The sequence below is a fragment of the Clostridium coskatii genome (genome assembly GCF_001675205.1).
In the GTDB taxonomy this organism is placed as follows: domain Bacteria; phylum Bacillota; class Clostridia; order Clostridiales; family Clostridiaceae; genus Clostridium_B; species Clostridium_B ljungdahlii.
Map to the genome: position 1 here is coordinate 13,109 of NZ_LROR01000035.1, position 23,329 is coordinate 36,437.

Consider the following 23,329-nt stretch of genomic DNA (forward strand, 5'->3'; position numbering starts at 1 on the left):
ATACATTCTAAATTTTATTCTCACAAATGAACTTTTTTATGATTTCAAAATACTTAGATGGGCAATCTTTTTTGTTTTCATCATAGTGGGCCATAAGTATTAAGTACTTCTTTGCCCTGGTTATAGCCACATACAAAAGTCGTATTTTTTCACATATCACTTCTTCCCTAGCCTTTATAATAGGATTGTAGTAAACATCATTTTGAAGTAGTTTTTGCACTTCTGCTTTTCCTATAGCTGTGGGATTTTTAAATTCATCTTTAAAGTAATAGTGTTCTGATCTAAATTTTCCCTTAATACTATAGGGATATATGTAATTATTTAAATACAACAAAAATACGCAGTCCCATTCTAATCCCTTCGATTTATGATAAGTTGTAACCGTAACTTTCTCTGGAACTGGCTCATATCCTCTTATGTCATAAATTACATTGCATATATGTGTAAATGCAGAACTTCTTACATCTAAAAGCTCCTGTGAAATTTCATTCAAAGTCATAGAATTATTTTCAGCATTCTTATGCCTTACATAAGATGCTATATATTGAAGAATAGCTTTATCTTCATTATTTAATTTAAGTTCATAACCTATATATAGAATCAATTCTTGCAAAGGCATATTCAAATTGCCCAATATATCTTTTACCATTCTTAATTTACATATAAAATCTTCAAATATATTCTTGTCTATCTCCTCTAATTTACAAACAGACGTAGTCTTAAATACACTTTCTTTTAGTATGTCCTCAATTTTAAAACTTGTAATATTATTAATTATAACATTCTTTTTTTCATTGTCCCCCTCTATAATTTCATACATCAAATCTCTAAATTTCACGATGCTGTCCGGTTCTCCTAAAAAGCCTAATATTTTCCCCAAAATATTTATGATTTTGAGCCTCTCTGAAGATGTGCTTGACAGTTCATCACATTCTATTTTATTTTTTCTAAGATCTTCTGCTATTTCTTTTACATGGCTGTTAAAGGGAATCAATATGGCAATTGTCATATCTGAATGCTTTCTTTTAAAACTTTTTACCGCTTCTATAGTCCTTTTTTTCACATCTTCCCAAGAACTCATGCTGTATGCATAGATGCCGTATTCATCAACTTCTGGATTTTTCAAATCTTCTACATCTTCTATAGGATGTATTTTTTGATATCTAAGTGCCTCTCTACATCTTTTCTCTGGATGATTTTTTACGGTGTATTCAACTAAAGAATTAGCTAAATTCATTATATTTCTTGTGCTTCTGCCTGCTCTGTTCATTACATAGTTTTTATCTGCTTCTCTTAAGAATTGTTTAAAATATATGGGATTTGAAGATGTAAAACTTCCCATTATACTTTGATTTAAATCTCCTACCCGAACCAAATTACATTCTCTCTTCTTATTATCTGCATCTACCCTTTCAGAAATAATGGACAGTATATCGCACTGCACTAAATTTGAATCCTGACATTCATCTTCAAATACAAAACTATATTTTTGTTGAAACTTTTTTCTCAAATCCTCATCTGAAATAAGTGCCTTATAAGCAAGTACAAGTATGTCATTATAGTCCACATATCCATTTAGATTCAACATTTTCTCATACCTGGAATAAATATAATTTAAAATATAAATTATGCTATTGTTTCCTAAAAGCTCTCTGTTTTCTTCTACTTTTTCAGGAGTTATTCCGTTTAATTTTAATTCACTTATAAGCACGTCTAATATTTGTAAAAAATCTTTCCACCATCTCTCACTTTTTTCATCATATTTTTTAGTGCCATACTCGCTTAAAAGACTTCTGTATATCTTTTCTCCTCCAAGCTTTCTCCACATCTTTACAGCATTATCTAAATAGAAGATCTTTTGTAAATCATCTATGACCTTAAAATTTTCATCTAACCCTGCTGCATCCGGCCTCTCCTGTAATACTTTCATTGCAAGGCCATGTATTGTCATAACTTCATAGTCGTTATTTGAATCTATTCCTCTCTCCTCAAGTATGTGAGAAATTCTATTTTTAAAGTTATTTACAGCACTATTCATGTATGTAACTACAAGTACTTTTCCAGGCTTGTTTAATTTTTCTTCTATTATTTTGGAAACAAGCTCCGCTGTAATAAAGGTTTTCCCTGCCCCAGGCACTGCAGAAACTGCCATAGTACCACCTTTATATTTCATTATAGGCAACTGATCATCTCTAAATTTCATATATCCATATATCCTCCATTTTGCTCATATCCCATTTCAGAATATTCACTTCCGTATAAATATATACTACCACTGCACTTCCTTAAAAGTGCTTTGGCTACACTATACAAATTTTTCTTTCTATTTCTTGTTTCTATTTCCTCTGTATACACAACATTTTCATTCCAACTCTTCTTTAACACACAGTCATTTGAAAATTTTTTTATATTTCTAGGACTCCACAAATTACTCGTCACATCAGTCCAAATTTGTACAGAACTTTTTATATTACTGGTTAGAAAATTAAAGGCACTGCTTAAAATTATATTCTTTTTTTCAAAATACATATTTTCTATGTCTCTAAAGGAACAAAAATTTTCAGCTTCGTTTATTATAAAATCTACAAATTTTTGTGATGGATTATCTATAGTTTTAAATTTATCAAGAGTATTTATAAACCTATCTGCCAATTCACTTAAATTTTCACATATACCTATGTTTTCTCTTGAACCTGGAAGTTCTATCATAATATTTAAAAATATTAGTCTTATAAGCTCTGGCATATCTATAATGTCACTTCTAATATTTTTGCTGCAGTTTCTTATCCAATTTACAATATAGTTATATTTAGAGGCTCTTTCATCTCCCATAATATGGTTTTGGGTATCCGTTAAATCCCCTAGTTTTCGAAAATTTACAACTTCCTTAGATAAAATCCATGAAGTTTTTGCATCTGTGATCAAAAGCGTTGAAAAAAGTTTTCTATAATCATCCATTGTAAAGTCATATTCTATATCTTCAATGCACATGCATATAATCATCATAATGCAGTGAACATACGTATTATCCATCAGTTTGCTTTTCTTTCCTAAATTGTTGATTTCAAAAGGTGCGTCTTTAAACCTACTTTGTAATTCATAACTCAATACAAAATCATTTATAGGGCATATAATAGCTATATCTTCCGGAGATGTCCCAGCATCTATAAGTTCCTTTAATTTATCTCCGATTTTTTCAATCATTTCACTTCTTAAGGAGGACCCTGTATCCTCATAAATATTATCTGAGCATTTGAATTTATTGGGACTTTCTAAAATGTGACAAAACTCAGAACTACATAAAAAATGTTCCTCTAAATTTATAAGTTCACCGCTAAAAAATTTACTTTTCTTTATAAAATCTATATCTGAACCATAAGAATTGCAAAACCCTGCCTCCATGTTAGAAAAAAAGTAACACCTATGTGCATTTTGAGAAATTATTTCTACTAAATTAAGTCCAGCAGCACATATTTCATCCATATCATCTACCAGTACATATTTTATATTCCCAAGCTTTTTTAAATAACCTTCATCTTGAAGTAAATATTTGTTATAGAGCTGTATTGCCACAGCTATGTCAATAGTTCCTGAATTTAAAAAACTTTTTACGTAATGCATTATTACTTCATCCATCTTATCAAAATTCTGGGCATTTACATTTTCCTTCAATTTTAAAGAATTATATAACCTGTGCCCTATTTTATCCATATCAATTAATGAACATGCAGCTTGACTCATGTTTGAAACGAAAATGCCAGCCATTTTTTTAGATTCCACTGTTATATCTAAGAAGTATCCTTTTCTTTTTCTATAATAATCAATTAGCATTTCCATCATGTACCTTGCAGTATCATAATTTACAAATTCAGGTCTTATTTCGCTTTTTCCTATCAGTTTACAGCTTTTTTCAATAATTGGCCAATATTTTATAATTTCTTCTTTTACAAAATTAGCATAAGTTTTTATTTTACACTGACCACAAAAATTAAAAGAAAGATTCCTCCTCCATGCCATTATCTGATTTAAATTCATAACAAATACTAAAATCTCTTCACTTTTAATTTTTTGAGATTCAATCATATGTCTATATTTTTCTTGTGCTAAAGTAGTTTTACCACTGCCGCTTATTCCATCTATAACAAGACTATTTCCTTGGAAATCATCTTTAAAAAGCATTTCTCTTATTTCTTCATACTTTATTTTCATCACCCACTTTTTTAAATTAATTTTTTTAATGAGTAATTATACCACTTTTAAAAAAACCAGGGTCTATAACCCTGATTTTACAATAATTTTAATCTTCATACAAATATTTTCTTGTCATTGGCAGTTCATTATTAAGTCCTTTTGTAAATACAAACTGATGTATATCTACTACCCCATAATGAAATGAAGCAGCACAAGCATTTAAGTAAAGTCTCCACATTCTTATAAATCTAGTATCCTTCATTTTTTTAACTTCATCTATAGCACCTTCAAAATTTTCAGCCCAACATTTTAATGTTTTAAAATAATGAAGTCTCAAACTTTCTGCATCCACAAGGTGAAGATCATTATCTGCCATTAAACTGACTAACTCTCTTATAGATGGTATATATCCTCCTGGGAATATGTATCTCTTTATCCATTCATTCACTTCTCCTTCTGTTTGTGCAGTAATACAATGAAGAAGTGATACTCCTCCTGGATTTAGCATATCTCTTACATCTTCCATATAAGTGGACAGATTTTTTCTTCCCACATGTTCAATCATTCCTACACTTACTATTCTATCAAATTTTTGTTTTTTATCTGCAAGTTCTCTATAATCTGCAAGTTTAACTTCAACTTTTCCCTGTAAATTATTTTCCTCTATTCTTTCATTTGCCTTTTTTAACTGTTCCTTACTTAAAGTTATGCCTACAGCCTTTATTCCATATTTTTTTGCAGCCATGAGAATGAGTTCTCCCCATCCACATCCTATATCTAAAAGTGTTTGTCCCTCTTTTAAATTAAGCTTTTTCAATATATGATCTACCTTATTCAATTGTGCCTGATAAAGGGAATCATTTTCATGCTTAAAATATGCACAAGAATAACTCATTGTTTTATCAAGCCATAAACTGTAGAAATCATTTCCCTGGTCATAGTGATACTGTACATCAGTTTTGCTTCTCTTTAAAGTATTTGGAAGTATTTTGTACACTTTAGAAAATATATCCGCTTTATTTAAAAAGCTTTCTCTATTCTTATATACTGATTCTAATATTTCTCTAATATTTCCTTCAAAATCAAGAATCCCGTCCATATATGCCTCTCCTAGAGTAAGAAAAGGATCTCGCAATATGTCTTTTTCAGAAATGGGCTTATTCATACATACTTTAAATTTTATGTCTCCCTCTCCATACTTTTCTTCAGAACCATCCCAATACTTAACTGCTACAGTGTCCGAAAAGGCACTTTGTAAAAATTTTCTAAAAAATATTTTATCTAATCCCATATCTTTATATCTTCCTTTCTTGAAAAATAAAACTATATTTAAAATAGATATATACTACACAACAATCACACATTTAATTTTCATTACTATGACTTTCATTTGGAATATATATCTTTAAGCTCTCTATTCTCTTCTCATCTACTTTTTCCACTTTAAAAATTATATTTTCATATTCAACTGTATTTTCTTCCCCTTCTTTAGGAATGCTTCCTAAAAGTTCTATTACAAAACCACCTATAGTATCTGAATTATCTGATTCCAATTCTAAATTTAAAAATTCATTTACTTCATCTATTGATACTAATCCACTTACTAGATAAGTATCCTGATCAATTTTATTTATATACTGGTCATTATCATCATACTCATCAAAGATATTTCCCATTACCTCTTCAATCAAGTCTTCTATAGTTACAATTCCAGAAAATCCACCATATTCATCAATTAAAATTGCCATATGATTTTTAGTATTTTGGAGCTCTTTAAAAAGTACATCTATATTTTTATTTTCCGGTATAAAATAAGGAGTTCTGAGCAGTGGTTCTATATCTACATTATCTGCAGAAGTTTTCATAAGCTTCACAAATAGATCCTTAACATACAATATACCTATTATATTGTCTATATCATCTCTATAAACAGGTATTCTAGAATATTTTTCTTCAATAATACTTTCAATAGTACCCGAATCTATGTCATTTATATCTATAACAAATACTTCTGTTCTAGGAGTCATAACTTCTTTTGCTAGTTTATCATCGAATTTAAATATTCCCTCTATCATTTTCTTTTCAGATTGATTAAAAACTCCTGTTTCCTGTCCAAGTTCTATCATTGATCTAATTTCTTCTTCAGATACTTCATCTTCAATATTTTCTGTACTTATATTACATATTTTTAAAAGGACATTAGTAGAACCTGAAAGTAATTTTACAAAGGGTAACATCAACTTACTTATAAACAAAGTTGGATTTATTAATGCCATTGATATTGTTTCTGATTTTTGAAGTGCAATTCTCTTTGGAAATAATTCTCCAAATACAAGAGTAACATAAGATAATAGCACTGTAATTATAATTACAGACAGTTTGTCACTATAGGGAACGTGAAGTTTACCCAAAAAAAATGAAAACTTCTCCGATAAGGTAGTAGCTGCAAACGCACTAGCTAAAAATCCAGCAAGAGTTATTCCCACCTGTATAGTAGCTAGAAAATTGTTTGGTTCTTTTAATAATTTCAATATTCTCTTTGCCTTTTTATTCCCCTCTTCTGCTAAATAATTAATTCTACTTTTGTTTAAAGCAACTATAGCCATTTCTATGGCTGAAAAAAATGCATTAATCACCGTGAGTACTAATAACAACATAAGTTCGAATATTATACTCTGCCAGGTAACATCCATGCCCACAATCGTCCTTTCATCTATTTTTTAGATAATAAAATAAATAGGAATTAGATGATAAGTCTAATTCCTGCAATAAAATCCTTTTATTATACTTGTGTGTAACTTACAAGCCATTCTTATCATTTATAACTTGAATATAACTTGAACTTTCTTGTAAATCAATGGTGCAGGTGAAGGGAGTCGAACCCCCACGCCGTAAAGCGCTAGATCCTAAGTCTAGTGCGTCTGCCAATTCCGCCACACCTGCATATATAAAAAATAAATATTAGGATTTTTCCACGTTACAACTTTACCACAAAACTACAACCTCGATTGAATTGGTGGCTTACCGGGGAATCGAACCCCGGGCAACATGATTAAAAGTCATGTGCTCTACCAACTGAGCTAGTAAACCATTGGCTGGGATGGCAGGATTTGAACCTACGAATGATGGAGTCAAAGTCCATTGCCTTACCACTTGGCTACACCCCAACGTTAAACAGATTTCCTTCTTCTTATATATGAATAAGTATCCATAAAGCAAAAACACTATAGAAATCATTAATTTACAGGTTATATACTTAAGTGTACTAATTTATTCCTCTACCTATAAAACTAGGGAATTTTTTGTAACTGCAATATATATTATAAAACACAACAAATATAATGTCAATAGTTTTTTTGTTTTAATAATTGTTACCCTTTATTATTTCCTAGTATGTTAACTTTTATATAGATAAGAGAGACATTTTGTCTCTCTCTTTTGTTAATTGCCTGTTTTGTTTTTAATTATTTTATTGTATTCATTTAAAATTGAATCCAACATTTGACTTGCAACAATCACTTCTGGATCGAGCAAATTTTTCTTTTGCTCAATTAAATTCTCTAGTTCTTTTCTTAATTCAGTTATTTTTTGCAATATTCTTTCAATTTCGCTCATATTATTCCCTCCTTTCTCAAATTAGTATAGAAAGGAAGGAATTTCTTATAAATATTAATCTATTGGGAATACCACCATAGTATTGACTAATTGTATTTAAAAGTAAAAAAAATAAGAACTGGTAAATACCAGTTCTAAATAAAATTATCAATTATTTAAATTTACCAACAATCATAAATACTGCTGCACTAACAATAGATATTACTGCAGTATTAAAAAACTTATGTGGTAAAAAGTAGGATAATATAATTAAAAAGGACGTAATTATTATAGAAGCATATTTAAGCTTCATTCTACGTTCTTTACTTTTTATTCTTTTGTTAATATTATCTACAGGAGAAAAAATACAAATAAGTACAAAGGAAATAAACTGCAGCATCAACAATATATATGTATTAAATGAAACATATTTTCCAACAATTATTATAGATAAAAATGCAATAAAACTAATGAAAAAGCATCCCCAATAGGTTTTTGCATGATACCCTCCTGAAAATATCCTAATTGGGCAAAAAAATATAAGAATAACTACATAATACTGCTGCAATGAAAACAGCCAAAATATAATAAAATATGGAATAATCTTTGTTATCTCATCAAAAATACAAAGTAATCCATACTCCATCTTTTTTAGTTCCAAATCAGAAAATTGAGGATTTGTTTCAGAAATTTTTTTTACTATAGCTCCTATAAGTTCATCCATTTATCTATCCTTCTATCTTAAATCTTATTGTGAATTTAGTAACTTCCGGACTACTTTCCACACATATACTTCCATCGTTTTTTTCAACTAGTTGTTTAATAATATATAGTCCAAAACCATGGTCACTTTTTTTGCTAGTTTTCGTAGAGAAGCCTTTATCAAAAATCTTTTTTTTCGCATTTTCTGAAATAACCTCCCCATTGTCAGCTACTTCAATGCAAAAATCTTTATGCTCTCTAAAAGTACTTACAGCTATTTCTTTATAATCCGTATATGATTTAGATTAGAATGCCTCAAAAGCATTGTCTACTAGATTACTTATAATGCTTATCAACTCATCCTGTCTAATTTTTATCAAATCAAAAGGTTCATCAATCATCACTTCAAAATCTATATTATTTTTCATAGCATAGTTATTTTTGATAGACAATAGCCCATCTATGTAATCATTTCCTGTATCTAAGTACTTAAAAGAAGAATGTACGGTATCTGAAATTTTTAACACATAGTCGTTTATTTTTTCAACAGTGTTAGGTTTATTTAACATGCATAAGCCTTGTATGACATTTATGTGATTGGCAAAATCGTGTTTTTCCTGTCTTATTATACTAATTATTTCTTCCATATTTTTAATTTGGCTTTCTTGAACTTTATACTTAGCATTTATGTCTACAAGAGTTTGCTTTTCTTTTAAGTTTTTAAACTTTAAAATTAAAAATACAAAATATACAGAAAAAATTAAGATATTATAAGTTTGTATACTTTTTATATTAAAAATGGTTAAATTGACACTATATACAAATAAGGTAACTATTCCTATTTCAATTATTAAGTTTGAAAAAACATGGCCTTCTTTTTCAAATAATTTGAGTTTTATAAAATGAAAATTAAATTTTAGAAATATACATACAATAGTTATTTGTAAAACTTTAGACAATATTAAAAATATCCATACACATATACCTTTTGAAACAAATTGGTTCATATTGACATCAAAAATAAACATTTCAATTACTTCAATAAAAGTTTCCGAACCTAAAATTATTGTAACAAATAGACAATATATAACTGTAGAATCATATAACTTTACTTTTACAATATAAGCTAGTACTAAAATATCAACTATTGAAAGAAAAAGTGTATGATAAACATTTGGAATATAAAATGTACTCCAATAAGTTACAAAAATGTATGCTATACAAAATAAGGCTACCTTTAATTTATTGCTCACTATAAATTTTTTTTTATCATAAAGGGCTTCAAAAACCCCCAAAAAAAGCAAAGCCTCAATACCATCCAATACTATTTCTTTTATTACATCCATATGCCCTCTCCTATACTTATATCTTTTATAGTACAGTTAACATTATATTAAAATTTTAACTGTACTATTTATAAGAAACTTGATGTACTACTTTAAAAGTTCTTTAGGACATTTGGGTTGATACCCTAAACCTAATGATGTAGGAGTTATAACTATTGCTGCTAAAAATAAAGATATTGAACCTACTACCTTCATTATCTTACTTAATAGGGTTTTTTTTAAATTTTTCATTTTATACTACACTCCTTTAGTAAAAATTTTGTAATTATATAGCTCATTTTATATATTCTACAATATATTGTTTTTTCCTCCCCCAATTTATAAAAAAGTAACATTTATCTAAAAAATTATCTTTTTAGATAAATGTTACTTAAAACGCAGTCAAAAACTTACAATTAATAAATATCTAATTACGTCAATAACTCTTCTTTACATTCTTATTAATTTTGTAGTATTATAGACACGCAAATCTTTAAACTGAATAACAAATAAAAATTCTAATAAATAACTGAACATATTTTAGATAAATGTACTAAATAAGGAGGATTTTAATATGATAAGATACAGCTTAGTAACACAAAAAAATCCCAGGGAGATTGTTTTACTTAAAGCCTCTCCTTGCATATGGGGACACTGCAGTTTTTGTGATTACATAGATGACAACAGCACAGACACTAATTCAAATATAATTTTTAATGAGAACATTCTCAAAAAAGTTACAGGAAAATATAAAACTCTAGAGATTATAAATTCAGGAAGCTGCTTTGAGTTACCCATTGAAACACTGGAATACATTAAATCTATAGTAGTTTCAAAAGGCATAAAAAAGTTATTTTTTGAAAGCCACTGGCTTTACAAAGATAGGCTTCATGAAATGGAGGATTTTTTTAAAATACCTATAATATTTAAATGTGGTATCGAAACCTTTGACGATAATTTTAGAAATAAGGTATTACGTAAAGGTGCTGTTTTTTCTGGACCAGCTGAAGTTGCCAAATATTTCAAGTCCATATGCCTTTTAGTTGGAATAAAAGGACAGACTACTGAAATGATAAAAAAAGATATAGAGTATCTGCTTAAATATTTTCAATATGGATGCGTAAATATATTTACACAAAATTCCACAAGCATAGAAAGAGATGAAAATTTGATAAATTGGTTTAAAGAAAATTATTCCTTTTTGGATGAAGAAAAAAATATAGAAGTACTTTGGAATAATACTGATTTTGGTGTTGGAACTATTTGTGACAGTTAAAAATCTACGTTAAGTCATTGACTTACCAGAAGGTAAGCCAGCTTTAATGTAATAAATACAAGTGTACTTATTACATTAAAGCTGTTTTTTTAAAAAAGCTTTTATATCTTCTGAAGGCATTGGCTTTCCAAAATAATATCCCTGAATTTTGTTACAATTTTTACCTTTCAAAGATTTAATCTGATTTTCTTCTTCAACACCTTCTGCTACTACTTCCAATTTCATTCTATGAGCAAGTTTTATTATCTCTTCCGTTATAATATCTTCATAATAATCACTGCATATACCATCTATAAAAGTTTTGTCAATTTTAAGCGTATTTATTGGAATACTTTTTAAATAGTTCAAAGAAGAATATCCACTTCCAAAATCATCAAGTGCAACTTTTACTCCCATATTTTTAAGTTCATTTATCACTTTAAGATTACTTTCAAGAGACTCCATCATAACATTTTCAGTTATCTCTATTTCCAAGTATTCTGGTTTTAATTCAGTTTCCTCCAGAACTTTCTTTACCGTATATACAAAATTATCATCTTTAAGTTGTATTGGCGATACATTTATGGATATAAAGTCATAAGAATATCCATTATCTTTCCACATTTTATTTTGAGAACAAGCAGTTTTTAAAACCCATTCTCCTATAGGTATTATAAGCCCTGTTTCCTCTGCCAAATTTATAAATTCTAAAGGCATAACCCATCCTAGCTTAGGACTATTCCATCTAATTAAGGCTTCAAAACCTACTACTTTTGTATTCTCCATATCCACTTGAGGTTGATAGTATAGAATAAATTCATTATTTTTTATTGCCTTTCTAAGCTCTTTTTCCATCTCAACTTTTTTCAAAATTTCATTGTACATGGATTTTTCAAACAATTTATAAGAATTTTTACCTAGCAATTTAGTTCTATTTAACGCTATATCTGCATTTCTAAGTAAAGTAGCGACTTCTTCTCCGTCGCTAGGATATACAGTTATTCCTACAGTAACCGATATTAAGGTTTCCGTTCCATCTATATTCCAAAGTCCACTTATGGTATTTATCATACACTGAGCTATGCTTTCCAAATGCTGTTTATTATCATATCCATTTTTTAAAATTAAAAACTCACTTCCGCCCATCCTTGCAACCATACCCAAATGCAATTGGCTTAAAACCTCTCCTGTTTTTGTTAACAGTTTATCTCCATACTCATATCCAAAGATATCATTTATATTTTTAAAATTATCCAAGTCTATTTGGAATATAGAAAAATTATCTTCTGATTTTTTTTCTATTCTCTTTTCAACTTCCTTTTTGAAAAGATTCCAATTGGGTAAGTTAGTTAATTGATCATAATAGGCTAATTTTTTTATCCCATCATATTTAGATCTAAGCTGCCGTTCTGATGCACATAATTGTTCATATATACCAAAAAGTTCTACATAACTTTGATTTAGCTTTTTATTTGTATCCAGATCCATGATAAATCCATCTTCCGTCTTTTGTGCTAGTATCAACCCATAATGAAAAAACTGGGTAATTTTTTCAATGTACCTTTCCGAAATAACAGGTGTATTTTTTATTAGAAGCTTATATTTTCTTTCATCAAAGTTAGATTCTTCAAATTTAACTTTAAAACAATCTTTATCAGACTTTTCAATAAAAACAGGGTTTAAAAAAATTGTGCCAATATGCTCCTCGTTTATGGTAATTGGTATACCTATGTAAACTAAATTACCATATCCCTTGAAAATTCCTATTTTACTTTCGTTTCTAATTTGATTTAATATATATTCTTCTTTTTTGTTATCGCCTAATTTATCAAATATATGTATGTATTTTTGTGAATTTATATTAAGTATTTCTCCACTTATATCTTTTACATAACAAGCTATTGAAGTTATAGAATAAAATCTTTCCATTAAATTTTTAAGTTCGGATATATTTATCATATCAGCTAATACAAAGGCCATATGGGCACCAACTTTCATCCTCATTTATTTACAGGAATTGTAAAATATATTTTACTATCTAAATTTTTACTATTATAATCATATTGCAAAACTTTACTTGAAAGTGTTAATAAATTTGCATATTGTCTTTAAATTATATAATCATTTCATCATTTTGAAAACACTTTTATTCAAATTTTATATTTTTTAATTTATCTTTTAGTAAATCCCCCAGGGTAACTCCACTTTCATCTTCATCTAAATACTGTTTAAAATTATCTTTAGGCTTATCCACTGCATCTTTTATACTAAGAGATATTCTACTATCTTTTGTATTTATATCTAATATTTTTACTTTTACTCTATCTCCTACTTTTAATACATCAGATGGTTTTGCAATATGTTCTTCAGATATTTCTGAAATATGGACAAGTCCTTCTACTCCTGGTTCAATTTCTACAAATGCACCTATATTTATAATCTTGCTTACAGTTCCCTCTATTATATCATTTACGTTATACTTTTCATCCATATTATCCCATGGATTTTTTTTCGTATCCTTTAAGGAAAGTGATATTCTATTTTTATCTTTATCTGCATTCAGCACATATACCTCTACACAATCCCCAACAGATACTACTTCAGAAGGATTTTTTATTCTTCTCCAGGAAAGTTCTGAAATATGTGCAAGCCCTTCTACACCACCTAGATCAATGAAAGCTCCAAATCCAGTTAGCCTGCTTACTACTCCTTTAACCTTATCTCCTTTAGATATGCTGCTCCAAAGTTTTTCTTTTTTCTTTTCAAACTCTAGTTTTTCTACTTCTTTCCTAGATAACACAATTCTTGATTTACTTTTATCCAGTTCTATTATCTTCACCAAAAGAGTTTTTCCTAAAAATTCGTTTAAATCACTAACATATTTAACTGAAAGTTGTGAAGCTGGTATAAACGCTCTAAGGCCATATAAATCAGCGATTACTCCACCCTTTACTACTTGTTTTACCACTATTTCAAATGCTTTGTCATCCTTTAGCACCTCAGTAAGTCTGTCCCAACATATTTCTCTATCTGCTTTAATTTTTGACAACAGTACATTTCCATCTTCATCATTTGTTTTAATTACATAAACGTATATCTCATCCCCAACTTTTAAAACTTCATCCACATTTACATTTTCATCTTTACATACTTCACTTTTAGGTAATACTCCATCAACTATGTAGCCAATATTTACCATGGCCTGTTCATCGGTTACAGAAATTACTTTACCTTTTACTACTTCTCCACTTCTCACATTTTTCATAGATGAATCAATTTGATCCATAACTTCGTTCATTGAATTTAATTCATTATCATTGTCCATTAAATTCCATCTCCCATTCTGTTATAGTTATAGTTTAATTTTTACTTAAAATCACTATATCATTTTAACAATTATATTCTATCACAAATGCTATATAAAGTTACATTTATCCGATGACTACCTGCTCTAATACTCCTACTTCTCCAAGTAAGAGTAAAGAGCAGCTACGTCCCTGGATAACGATTTTCCCTAAAGGATAACGCCTTCTAAGTGCTGAAGCACTAAGAATCCTGTTAATAAGCATCAGGTGGAGTCAAAACTCCATCTGATGGCAAGAACTCTGTTTATGTAGTTATACATACTTAAAGGTCTTTATAACTTTTATATTGTAAAATTGAATCTGCACTTTTTACAGCTCTTACAATAGCTTTTTCCATAACTTCAGCAGCTAAAAATCCAACTACACTTAAATCAGCTTCTATTTTTCCACATGACGCAGCAAAAATAGTATCTCCATCAAACATAGAGTGGGCAGGTCTTATTGCTCTTCCATAGCCATTATGTGCCATTGAAGCAACTTTATTCATTTGTGTTTTTGTGAAATTTCCATTAGTTACCACAGCCCCAATAGTAGTATTTCCACTAAACAAATTCTTCTTTTCAGAATATCTTTTAAGCATTACTTTTTCAGTGCCTGCAAAAGATTTTTTATCCTCATTTAAGGCTCCTGCAATTATACTCTGACTCTTGCTATCTATTACATCTCCAAGACAATTAACTGCAACTACAGCTCCTACCTTAAGTTCTCCAACCTGAATTGCAAAAGTTCCAAGTCCGCCCTTCATGGCATGTTCATTTCCAAGTATTTTTCCTACAGTTGCACCTGCTCCAGCACCTACATTTCCATTTTCACATAAATTCAATTCCGAATTTTTACAGGCTTCATATCCCATAGTCTTATCTGGTCTTACTCTAAAATCTCCTATATTCAAATCAAATAAAACAGCTCCACAAACTATAGGCACTTTTGTAACTGATACATCAAAACCAATACTCTTCTCTTCTAAGTACTGCATTACTCCTCCTGCTGCATCAAGTCCAAAAGCACTTCCTCCTGCAAGTACTACGGCATGAATTTTATCTACTAAGTTTACGGGATTTAAGAGATCAGTTTCCCTTGTACCTGGAGAACCTCCCCTTACATCAACTCCAGCGCTTGCTCCTTCTTCAAACACAAGTACAGTACAACCTGTAGGTCCATTTAACTTTTGAGAATTTCCTATTCTCATTCCTTCTATGCTATTAAATGTTATTTCCTTCATTTTTTCCTCCTATATCAAAACCCTAAGCTAAAAGCTTAGGGTTTATTTCTATATTATCAATTTAAGATAAAACATAATTACAACTATTTGTGTTTTATCTTAGTAACTGCCGTAACTACGGATATTGTAATAAGTATACATAAAATCATTTCAGGTATACCATTTGTAACACCTACAGCTATAATTCCCTTTTGGGCAGCACTTGAACTTATATTCAAAGCCTTTGCATAAGATCCAAGATATATAATATATATCATTCCTAAGACCATAATAGTATTCATCAATGAGCCTACTGCTGAAGCTATTCCTATAGGAATAATCTTTTTCTTCATATTCAAACACCTGTATACATAATAAGGTATTATGCCTATGAGTACTCTAGGTAAAACTGATACCAGTGGATTCATAAATACAAAAGAAACTGGTGTAGGTGCAGTTATAGACTGAATCACACTAAATATACCGAAAATAAGCCCTACTGAGGCACCAACTATAGGTCCTTCTAAAATAGAACCTATTATGACAGGTACATGCATTATAGTGGCTTTCACCGGTGGAATAGGTATAAAACCCAGTCCTGTAATTCCAAGTACAATAGAAATTCCAGACAGCATTCCAATTACAGTAATCTGTCTAATTCCAAACTTTGAATGACTTTTTATTTGTCTTTCCATAATTTTTTCCGTTGCTGTTCTTGGGCATTTGAAAAAAATGCCTTATGTAGATACAACACGGACCCTCCTTTATAAAATTTAGTTCAGTTTTATTTCAATAAATACTGACGATTTAATTTTATCATGTTTAACCAAAAGTTCAATATATAAATCATAAATATAGAATTTAATCTCTTTTTATTGGAAAACCATCTTTAAAACATTCCTTAGGATACAGTAAACTTATTACCTTTTCCCTACTGCATTTTCCATTTTTCATAAATACATTAGGTATTCCTTTCAAATAAACCCGTACATTTTCTTTAGGAAATATGTCACATACATTTTTTATACATTCTACAACAGAATTATTTTTAGATTTTCTTATGTACTCATCTATTTTTTCTCCTTTTAACCAATCAGCCCCTTTATATTTGTCATCATAGTTTATAACAGTACATTTTAATTTTTCTTTATCATTTCCCGATATAGATGACATAAAAAAAGTTTTAACCATAATATCATCTATAGGCAAACTGTATCCTGCAAAAATTATATGTTTTGCATTCTTTATAAGAAGCCCCATCTCAGTTTTTAACTCTTCTAAAGCAGGTATATTCTTCTTTTTAGAAAGGCTCTGTATTATAAGTGTCATATCATAGGGATAGGTTATCTGTCCACAATAAGGACATTCTATTGCTCCTCTCTTATTTAGCTTTTCCTTAGGTGTCCTATACTTCCAATTTTTTTGTAAAGGTTTTAAAATAGAGGGGCCAAAAATTTCTGAAGATAATCTATCCCATTTTTCTGCAAAGGTTACTATAGATTTCCCACATTCAGGACAAATCCTTGATCCAAACATTCCATGAGGGAATAATACTTTACCTATTCTCATTGTTCTAGAAGGATAGCTATAATCATTTATAACCTTGCACTGGGATTCATTGGTAGTATACCGTATTTCGCATTCATTTCCGTCTAATCCAGCAGAAGCTATTTGAGTTCCAAAATCGTCATATAGCTGAAGCTTTAATCCATTTTCTAAATAGGTAGGATTCATGTTCACTTCTTTGTGCACATTAAATATGTTCCAAAGTATTACAGGATCCCAATTAAAAGATATTATAGCATAGGAATAAAGGTAAAACCTCCTTGTATCCATTTTATATCCTCTGCTTTCAAATGTTTTTGCCTCCTCTACCATAAGTTCGGCAAGAATTTTTCCAAATTGATAATAAGGTTCCATTTTTTCTTCATCCATATATCCCGGTACCTTTTGTATACTTAATCTTTCTAATTCTTCAATAAGAAGTATAAGACATCTTTTAGCTGCCTGTACTCTCTCCACTCTTAAGAATTTCCTTTTCCCATCACAAAATGCATTAAATCCCATGTTATTATCAATAAGTTGATCCAGCATAGTGAATAATTCATGCATATTAAACTTAGTATTTGTACTTATTATAGTTTCAAGGGCCTTAAAGTCATAGACTTTTGACAATTTAGGGTCCTTAATTAGATCTTCTGTTACTAATTTTTTAAAAGCGCTTGCTAGTTTTTCGTCTTTATCTTCCAAAAATGAAAAATCATTTTTACTGATTTTTAGAACCAATTGTATTAACTCACTTGTAGGATGAAGTCCTAAATTTTTAGTAGCACCAGCTCCCCATAATACTACCGTTTCAGGCCAATATTTTTCAGGCATAAACCCATCTCCCTCCTTTAATTTAATTTTAATTAATTACCATTTTTCAAATATATATATTATACCACCGCAAAACATTTCATATAAAAATTAACCGGGAGATTTTTCAATCGCCCGGTCTATTTTTTAATATTTATTCTACTTTAAATTCTGTTCGTAGGATTCTATCATTCTTTTTACCATCTGTCCTCCTACTGATCCAGCTTCTCTTGCTGTAATATCACCATTATATCCATCTTTTAAATCTACTCCAACTTCTCTTGCTGCTTCCATTTTAAATCTATCCAGACCTTCTTTTGCTTCTGGAACTAATGCTCTATTACTTCTACTTGCCATAATTAATTCCCCCTTTAGGATTTTGATAGATTTTTATTGAAGTACTTATTAGTTGTGTATTTAAATTTTGTGCAATTTCAAAATTAATACTCTATTGAATTAATAACAAAAAAGTTAAATTTTAAGTTGCTTTATATTTTCTCGTAAATTCTCTAAAAGTATTTCTAAAATTTAAAAGGCACAAAAATACGGACAATCTTTACTCTTAGGTTGTCCGCAAAAATATTTTTACAATTAAAATTACACTTGAGACTTATTTTTTTCTAAAAAATCCTTTGCTTGTCCAATGGTAAGTGGCAAATCATCAGCATTTAAAATTCCATCTCTATCTAAAATCTCAATTAAATGTGCTACTCTAGGAAGTCTTAAATTAATCTTACGGATAACTTCCTTCTGATTAAATACTTCTTCAGTAGTTCCTCCCATTACGACCTTTCCTTTATCTAGAAGATAAACTTTATCTGCAAGAAGTGGAACTGTATCCACATCATGTGTTGCAAAAATTAGAGTAATTCCAAGTTCTTTATTTATAGAATCCAAAAGCCTAATTAATTTGTGTACTCCTCGTGGATCAAGTGCTGCGGTTGGCTCATCCAATACCATAACTTTTGGTTTCATAGCAAGTACGCTTGCAAGTGCAATTCTCTTTTTTTGTCCACCACTTAAATTGTGAGGGCTTTTATCTTCATACCCTGACATTCCCACTGTTTTTAAAGCCCACTCTATAGTATTCTCTAACTTTTTCCCACTAACTCCCATGTTTAAAAGTCCATAGGCAATTTCCTGCCTGACTGTAGGGTTAAAAAGCTGGTCATCAGAATCCTGAAATACCATTCCCACATTGCGCCTAATCTCTACTAAATTTTTTTTACATACTTCCATACCATTTACAGTGATAGTTCCAGATGTAGGTTTTAAAATTCCATTAAATAGGTGAAAAAGCGTAGACTTTCCCGCACCATTTGGGCCAAGTATTGCTACTTTTTCCCCACTTTTTATTTTCATATTAATATCTTTAAGCGCCATACTCCCATCACCATAAGCATAACTAACTTGAGACACATCAATAATTTCCATAAACATTCTCCTTTAAATCAATACATTTGCAATAATTAGAACAACCAATAAAATCACACCTACTACACCAAGTTCAAAATCCTTAGAAGGTACTGGATATGTAAAAAATTTAGCTTCTATACTATCTTCATTATATCCCCTTGACAGCATGGCATTATAAACTCTTATACTTCGATCTAAAGATTGTATTATAACATAGACTGCTATTTCTGCAGTATCTTTAACCTGATGAAACCAACTAGCCTTATATCCCATACGACTCAACTGAGCGTGTCTCATACTTTTTCCCGTCTCTTCTATAATAAATATATACCTATACATCATATCTGCCAAGTCTACTATTATAGATGGCATTTTAAATATTCTAAGAGTTTCGAGTATTTCAATCATAGGCGTACAAAAAGATAGTACACAAGCTAAGGTAACAGCTGCCATTATTCTAAGCATAAGTAAAATTCCAAGATCAAGTCCTTCTTTATAAATATTTAAATGATAACTTCCAAATGGGATATAGGTTAAAACATGACTACCATTAGTAAAAAGCATACTTATAAATACAATCCACGCTATTCCAAAAGGTATAAGTAATCTTTTTACAAGCCTTTTCCATGGCAAATGTAATGTATAATACCCAAATAAAGATAGTACCCATAAAAAAGTTACCAAATACCAATGCGAAAGGAAAGTAGCAATGATAATACCACTTAAAAACAAAACCGTTTTGACTCTCCCATCTAAACAATGTAAAAAACTATTTTTATCATACATTTTTCTAAATGAAGCTAGTTCCATAATTTTATTCTTCCCCTTTGATTTTAATTTGCTGAACATCTTTCCCCAGTAATATCCAACTATCAATTCTGCACAAAATTAGTCACAAAAGCACCTACTTATTCATCACCTTACATGACGTCCAATTTTTAATAATCTTTTCGTAAACGATTTTACCCTTCCTAGAAACCTAGGAAGGGTAAATTATAATAACTGAAATAATATACTATAACAAAGGTCACCCCCCTATCACTCGTAGAGTTTAATGGTTCCTAAAACAACATAGGCAGGTCTTCTGACTTAAGATCATCATCCCTATAGCCTTCCCAGTTTCCCAGTGACATATAATAAGGACTCCTCTTTTCACAGCGGCGGGACCGTGCAGACTTTCCATCTGGCTTCCCTTTTCAGCATAATAATGCACCTATATCTTTTTTATATTTTTTTGTCAATAGTTGCTTTTCTAATTATGATATATAACTATTTAAGGCAATTTTCTCACAATATTTCTTTCATGTCAAGCATGCGACTTAATTAGTTGCAATTGGTGATTTGAAAATTAATTATTGTAAAAACTATCCGAAGTATAAGTTGATTTTTACTTAGAAACACCACGAATCTAGTTTTCATACATAAAATAAGCAATAGCATCTTTTAATGATGTAGCAAAATCTACATTTCTCTTATGATAAGCATTTCCTCCATACTCATTTCCCTGGTTATCACATATATAAGCATAATCATAACTTTTTGGATCACACCACTTCATAAAAGTATAGGTATGGCTTGGACCATTCGTTGTAAAACATATATCTCCAGGTCGAAGTTGTGCTAAATCCTTACACTTAGTCCACCCTCTTTGTAAAAGTTGTGATGTAAATTCTACAGTATTACATACCCACTCTGGCAAATCAGTAAGCCCTGATCTTCTCAAAGCTTCACTTTGAAAATATACACAGTTATTGCTTGTGTCACCACCGTGAAGTTCAATAGCTCTACTTAAAACTGATTGTCTATGATCTTCATCACTAAGATAATTATAAAGATTTTTCTGCAATTCAGAATGGGAAGCAGAAGTATCTGTTGGTGTAGTTGGCTCAGATGATGGGTCAGCTGGTGCTGGCTGCGGCTGCGGTTGTGGCTCAGGTGATGGTTGAGGCTTATCTGACGTTTTGCCATTTGTCAAAGCTGCTACTATGTCTCCAGTTATCCCAGCTTCGCCGCCAAATACATATAACTTACTAAAGCTTTTATTTTCTATAAAACATTGTGTTATAGGAGCTGTACTGCTTCCTACCAAAACTATTGGATTTGAATTTAATGCAGCAAAAGCTGATCCGCTTAAAGCATCTGCAAAGTCTTCTGAATAAGCCAGACAAATCGAACTAAAATCAAATTTATCAGAAAAAGCATTTATTATATTTATATTTCTTTCATATTTATCGCTGCCAGAAATCCTCTTAACATTTTGGAACTTAGATGACACAGCATCACTTATTATGTCTTGTCCACCTAATACATAAGTTACCGGTATATTTTTATTTTCTACCAATTGGCTTACTGAATCTGGAACTGAATCCTTTGGTACTAATATAATTGGCATTTGCAATTTTGCAGCTATAGAAGCTATAGAAAGTGCATCAGTATAATCACTATCTGTAGTTAAGATTATTCCATTGGATGTCCCTATTTGATTTGCCACTGATACAGAAGTCTCAGTTCTGTTAAGTCCAGAAAATCTTTCAGTTGATATATTCATCCCATGAAGCTCATCCTCAACTTCATTGCTTATAACTCCAATGCCTCCTACAATAAAAACTTGTTTAACACTTAATCTCTTTATTTGCTCAATTGTAGTATTCTCTAATCTATCACTGCCATTTAAAAGTATTGGTGCATTATACTTTTTAGCTAAAGTCGCTGCACTTAAAGCATCTGGAAAGTTATATCCATTCACAATAACTGCATAGTTGGAACTCTTCCAACCCTGATTTACTATTTGTGAACAGGTTCCATATCTATCTTGTCCACCTAATCTTATAGATTCCGGTGAAGCAGCACTAGCTTTCACTCCAAAAAATATAAATACAAACATAAAAACAGAAAGTAAACTAATTAATTTTTTTCTCATATGTACACCCCTTATTATTTAATAACTTAACTTTCACATATATAAAATTTTCACTTAATATGAAAAATTTGCGAATCAAAGCTTGCAAGTTAAGAATTAATAATGAAAAATTAATAGTGAAGGATGATTTTTAGCTATCGCAAAAAATCTTTAAGTTTATATAATTCATCAATATTTCACTTTAGCGAAACGAGTGATGAAAAGCTTAATCAAAGATTTTTTGTAGTGTAACGGAAAAAAATCTACATTAATTATTAATTCTTCGTTCTTAACTATTATTTAAACACTGCTTTACATACCTTCAACATCTTCTTTTTGAATATCTATTATTTCTGCGTCAGTATTGTTTTCTACAAAAGTTATGATATTTTCCATTGTTGAATCTACTTGTGCAGAAGTTCCACATATTCCTGCAGCTCCTATAACTATCATTTGATGAACATCCTGCTCATCAACTTCTGCCACAGATACGTTAAACTTATTTTTTAACTTTTGAACTATGCTTTTTACTACCATTCTTTTTTCTTTTAATGAATGAACCCAGGACGCTCTCAAGGTAATTTTCATAAGCAATATTTTCATATGTTTCACCATCTTTTCATTATAAGTATAATTTGCTTTCTGTTTTCCTGTCAACTTTTGATTATAGAAATAGTTTTACAGTAGCACAAATAACCTTTTCAATTATGCTATCCAAATTGCTAATATCATTTCTACTTTTCATATTGATAACCTTCTATATTTTTAATTATTGCCATTTGATCGGGCAAATTTTCAATTTGAATTTTAACTTCTGTTAGTTCATCAGTTATATCTTCATTATAGTTTCTTAAATAATCATAAAGATTAGATGTATTAACATGGCTGTAACTATTTACAGCTATAACTACCTTACTTATCTTTAAAATCCTATTTAAACTGCAGCATTCGCTTAAAGCTCTGGATATTTTACTCAATAAAATCATATCGTGCATTTATTATTTACCCCTTTTTTCAAAACTA

Annotated in this window: 19 protein-coding genes, 3 tRNA genes, 1 pseudogene and 1 riboswitch; of the genes and pseudogenes, 1 reads left to right on the forward strand and 22 read right to left on the reverse strand. The window is 30.0% G+C overall.

All coding sequences use genetic code 11. From position 1 onward, the window contains the following. Window positions 1–7: 7 nt before the first annotated feature. The 11 genes and pseudogenes from CLCOS_RS05340 to CLCOS_RS21380 form a co-directional block, all read right to left on the reverse strand. On the reverse strand, window positions 8–2,203 hold the full coding sequence (locus CLCOS_RS05340) for an ATP-dependent helicase (RefSeq protein WP_063600643.1): 2,196 nt from the start codon (window positions 2,201–2,203) through the stop codon (window positions 8–10). After that, window positions 2,200–4,209 (reverse strand): UvrD-helicase domain-containing protein, encoded by a 2,010-nt coding sequence (locus tag CLCOS_RS05345; protein WP_063600644.1) that lies wholly within the window; start codon window positions 4,207–4,209, stop codon window positions 2,200–2,202. Before CLCOS_RS05345 ends, CLCOS_RS05340 begins: the two co-directional genes overlap by 4 nt. Before the next feature lie 88 nt (window positions 4,210–4,297). Continuing rightward, window positions 4,298–5,482 carry an SAM-dependent methyltransferase gene (locus tag CLCOS_RS05350; protein WP_063600645.1) on the reverse strand — a complete coding sequence of 395 codons (1,185 nt, stop codon included), beginning with the start codon at window positions 5,480–5,482 and terminating at the stop codon, window positions 4,298–4,300. 73 nt (window positions 5,483–5,555) lie between these two features. Further along, complete coding sequence (locus tag CLCOS_RS05355; RefSeq protein WP_013239484.1) at window positions 5,556–6,884, reverse strand: hemolysin family protein; 1,329 nt, start codon at window positions 6,882–6,884, stop codon at window positions 5,556–5,558. 165 nt (window positions 6,885–7,049) lie between these two features. Beyond that, window positions 7,050–7,134, reverse strand: a tRNA-Leu gene (locus tag CLCOS_RS05360). A 71-nt stretch (window positions 7,135–7,205) separates the two neighbouring features. Further along, window positions 7,206–7,281 (reverse strand) — tRNA-Lys (locus CLCOS_RS05365). A gap of 2 nt (window positions 7,282–7,283) precedes the next feature. Then, window positions 7,284–7,358, reverse strand: a tRNA-Gln gene (locus tag CLCOS_RS05370). Between the two features lie 274 nt (window positions 7,359–7,632). Then, entirely contained in the window at window positions 7,633–7,806 is a 174-nt protein-coding gene (locus tag CLCOS_RS05375) for an aspartyl-phosphate phosphatase Spo0E family protein (RefSeq protein WP_013239485.1), read from the reverse strand. Between the two features lie 151 nt (window positions 7,807–7,957). Then, window positions 7,958–8,509 (reverse strand): accessory gene regulator B family protein, encoded by a 552-nt coding sequence (locus tag CLCOS_RS05380; protein ID WP_063600646.1) that lies wholly within the window; start codon window positions 8,507–8,509, stop codon window positions 7,958–7,960. A 4-nt stretch (window positions 8,510–8,513) separates the two neighbouring features. Continuing rightward, window positions 8,514–9,833 (reverse strand): annotated as a pseudogene (locus CLCOS_RS05385) (sensor histidine kinase). Between the two features lie 87 nt (window positions 9,834–9,920). Then, window positions 9,921–10,064, reverse strand: a complete 144-nt coding sequence (locus CLCOS_RS21380) for a cyclic lactone autoinducer peptide (protein WP_082853511.1) — start codon at window positions 10,062–10,064, stop codon at window positions 9,921–9,923. Window positions 10,065–10,386: 322 nt separating this feature from the next. Here CLCOS_RS21380 and CLCOS_RS05390 point away from each other — a divergent pair, with 322 nt between their 5' ends. Further along, a complete protein-coding gene (locus tag CLCOS_RS05390; protein ID WP_063600648.1) occupies window positions 10,387–11,088 on the forward strand; it encodes a hypothetical protein in 702 nt (233 codons plus the stop codon). 75 nt (window positions 11,089–11,163) lie between these two features. Here CLCOS_RS05390 and CLCOS_RS05395 read toward each other — a convergent pair whose 3' ends face one another. The 11 genes from CLCOS_RS05395 to CLCOS_RS05445 form a co-directional block, all read right to left on the reverse strand. After that, on the reverse strand, window positions 11,164–13,071 hold the full coding sequence (locus tag CLCOS_RS05395) for an EAL domain-containing protein (protein ID WP_242866896.1): 1,908 nt from the start codon (window positions 13,069–13,071) through the stop codon (window positions 11,164–11,166). Window positions 13,072–13,213: 142 nt separating this feature from the next. Beyond that, window positions 13,214–14,392 carry a 30S ribosomal protein S1 gene (gene rpsA, locus CLCOS_RS05400; RefSeq protein WP_063600649.1) on the reverse strand — a complete coding sequence of 393 codons (1,179 nt, stop codon included), beginning with the start codon at window positions 14,390–14,392 and terminating at the stop codon, window positions 13,214–13,216. A gap of 302 nt (window positions 14,393–14,694) precedes the next feature. After that, window positions 14,695–15,654 (reverse strand): P1 family peptidase, encoded by a 960-nt coding sequence (locus CLCOS_RS05405; RefSeq protein ID WP_013239493.1) that lies wholly within the window; start codon window positions 15,652–15,654, stop codon window positions 14,695–14,697. 83 nt (window positions 15,655–15,737) lie between these two features. Then, window positions 15,738–16,328: an ECF transporter S component gene (locus CLCOS_RS05410; protein ID WP_063600650.1), complete on the reverse strand. Its 591-nt coding sequence runs from the start codon at window positions 16,326–16,328 to the stop codon at window positions 15,738–15,740. Window positions 16,329–16,494: 166 nt separating this feature from the next. After that, the gene (locus CLCOS_RS05415; protein ID WP_063600651.1) at window positions 16,495–18,012 is read right to left on the reverse strand and encodes a hypothetical protein; all 1,518 of its coding nucleotides are present in this window, start codon (window positions 18,010–18,012) and stop codon (window positions 16,495–16,497) included. 138 nt (window positions 18,013–18,150) lie between these two features. Then, the gene (locus CLCOS_RS05420) at window positions 18,151–18,348 is read right to left on the reverse strand and encodes an alpha/beta-type small acid-soluble spore protein (RefSeq protein ID WP_013239496.1); all 198 of its coding nucleotides are present in this window, start codon (window positions 18,346–18,348) and stop codon (window positions 18,151–18,153) included. A gap of 240 nt (window positions 18,349–18,588) precedes the next feature. Further along, window positions 18,589–19,425 carry an energy-coupling factor ABC transporter ATP-binding protein gene (locus tag CLCOS_RS05425; protein ID WP_023161996.1) on the reverse strand — a complete coding sequence of 279 codons (837 nt, stop codon included), beginning with the start codon at window positions 19,423–19,425 and terminating at the stop codon, window positions 18,589–18,591. Window positions 19,426–19,437: 12 nt separating this feature from the next. Beyond that, window positions 19,438–20,217 (reverse strand): cobalt ECF transporter T component CbiQ, encoded by a 780-nt coding sequence (gene cbiQ, locus CLCOS_RS05430; RefSeq protein WP_063600652.1) that lies wholly within the window; start codon window positions 20,215–20,217, stop codon window positions 19,438–19,440. Window positions 20,218–20,464: 247 nt separating this feature from the next. Beyond that, a riboswitch (cobalamin riboswitch) is annotated at window positions 20,465–20,639 on the reverse strand. Window positions 20,640–20,815: 176 nt separating this feature from the next. Next, window positions 20,816–22,327 (reverse strand): cell wall-binding repeat-containing protein, encoded by a 1,512-nt coding sequence (locus CLCOS_RS21820; protein WP_063600653.1) that lies wholly within the window; start codon window positions 22,325–22,327, stop codon window positions 20,816–20,818. A gap of 291 nt (window positions 22,328–22,618) precedes the next feature. Then, window positions 22,619–22,909, reverse strand: coding sequence for a DUF503 domain-containing protein (locus tag CLCOS_RS05440; RefSeq protein WP_013239500.1), 291 nt, complete (start codon window positions 22,907–22,909; stop codon window positions 22,619–22,621). A gap of 131 nt (window positions 22,910–23,040) precedes the next feature. Beyond that, the gene (locus CLCOS_RS05445) at window positions 23,041–23,301 is read right to left on the reverse strand and encodes a hypothetical protein (RefSeq protein WP_063600654.1); all 261 of its coding nucleotides are present in this window, start codon (window positions 23,299–23,301) and stop codon (window positions 23,041–23,043) included. Between the last annotated feature and the right edge of the window lie 28 nt (window positions 23,302–23,329).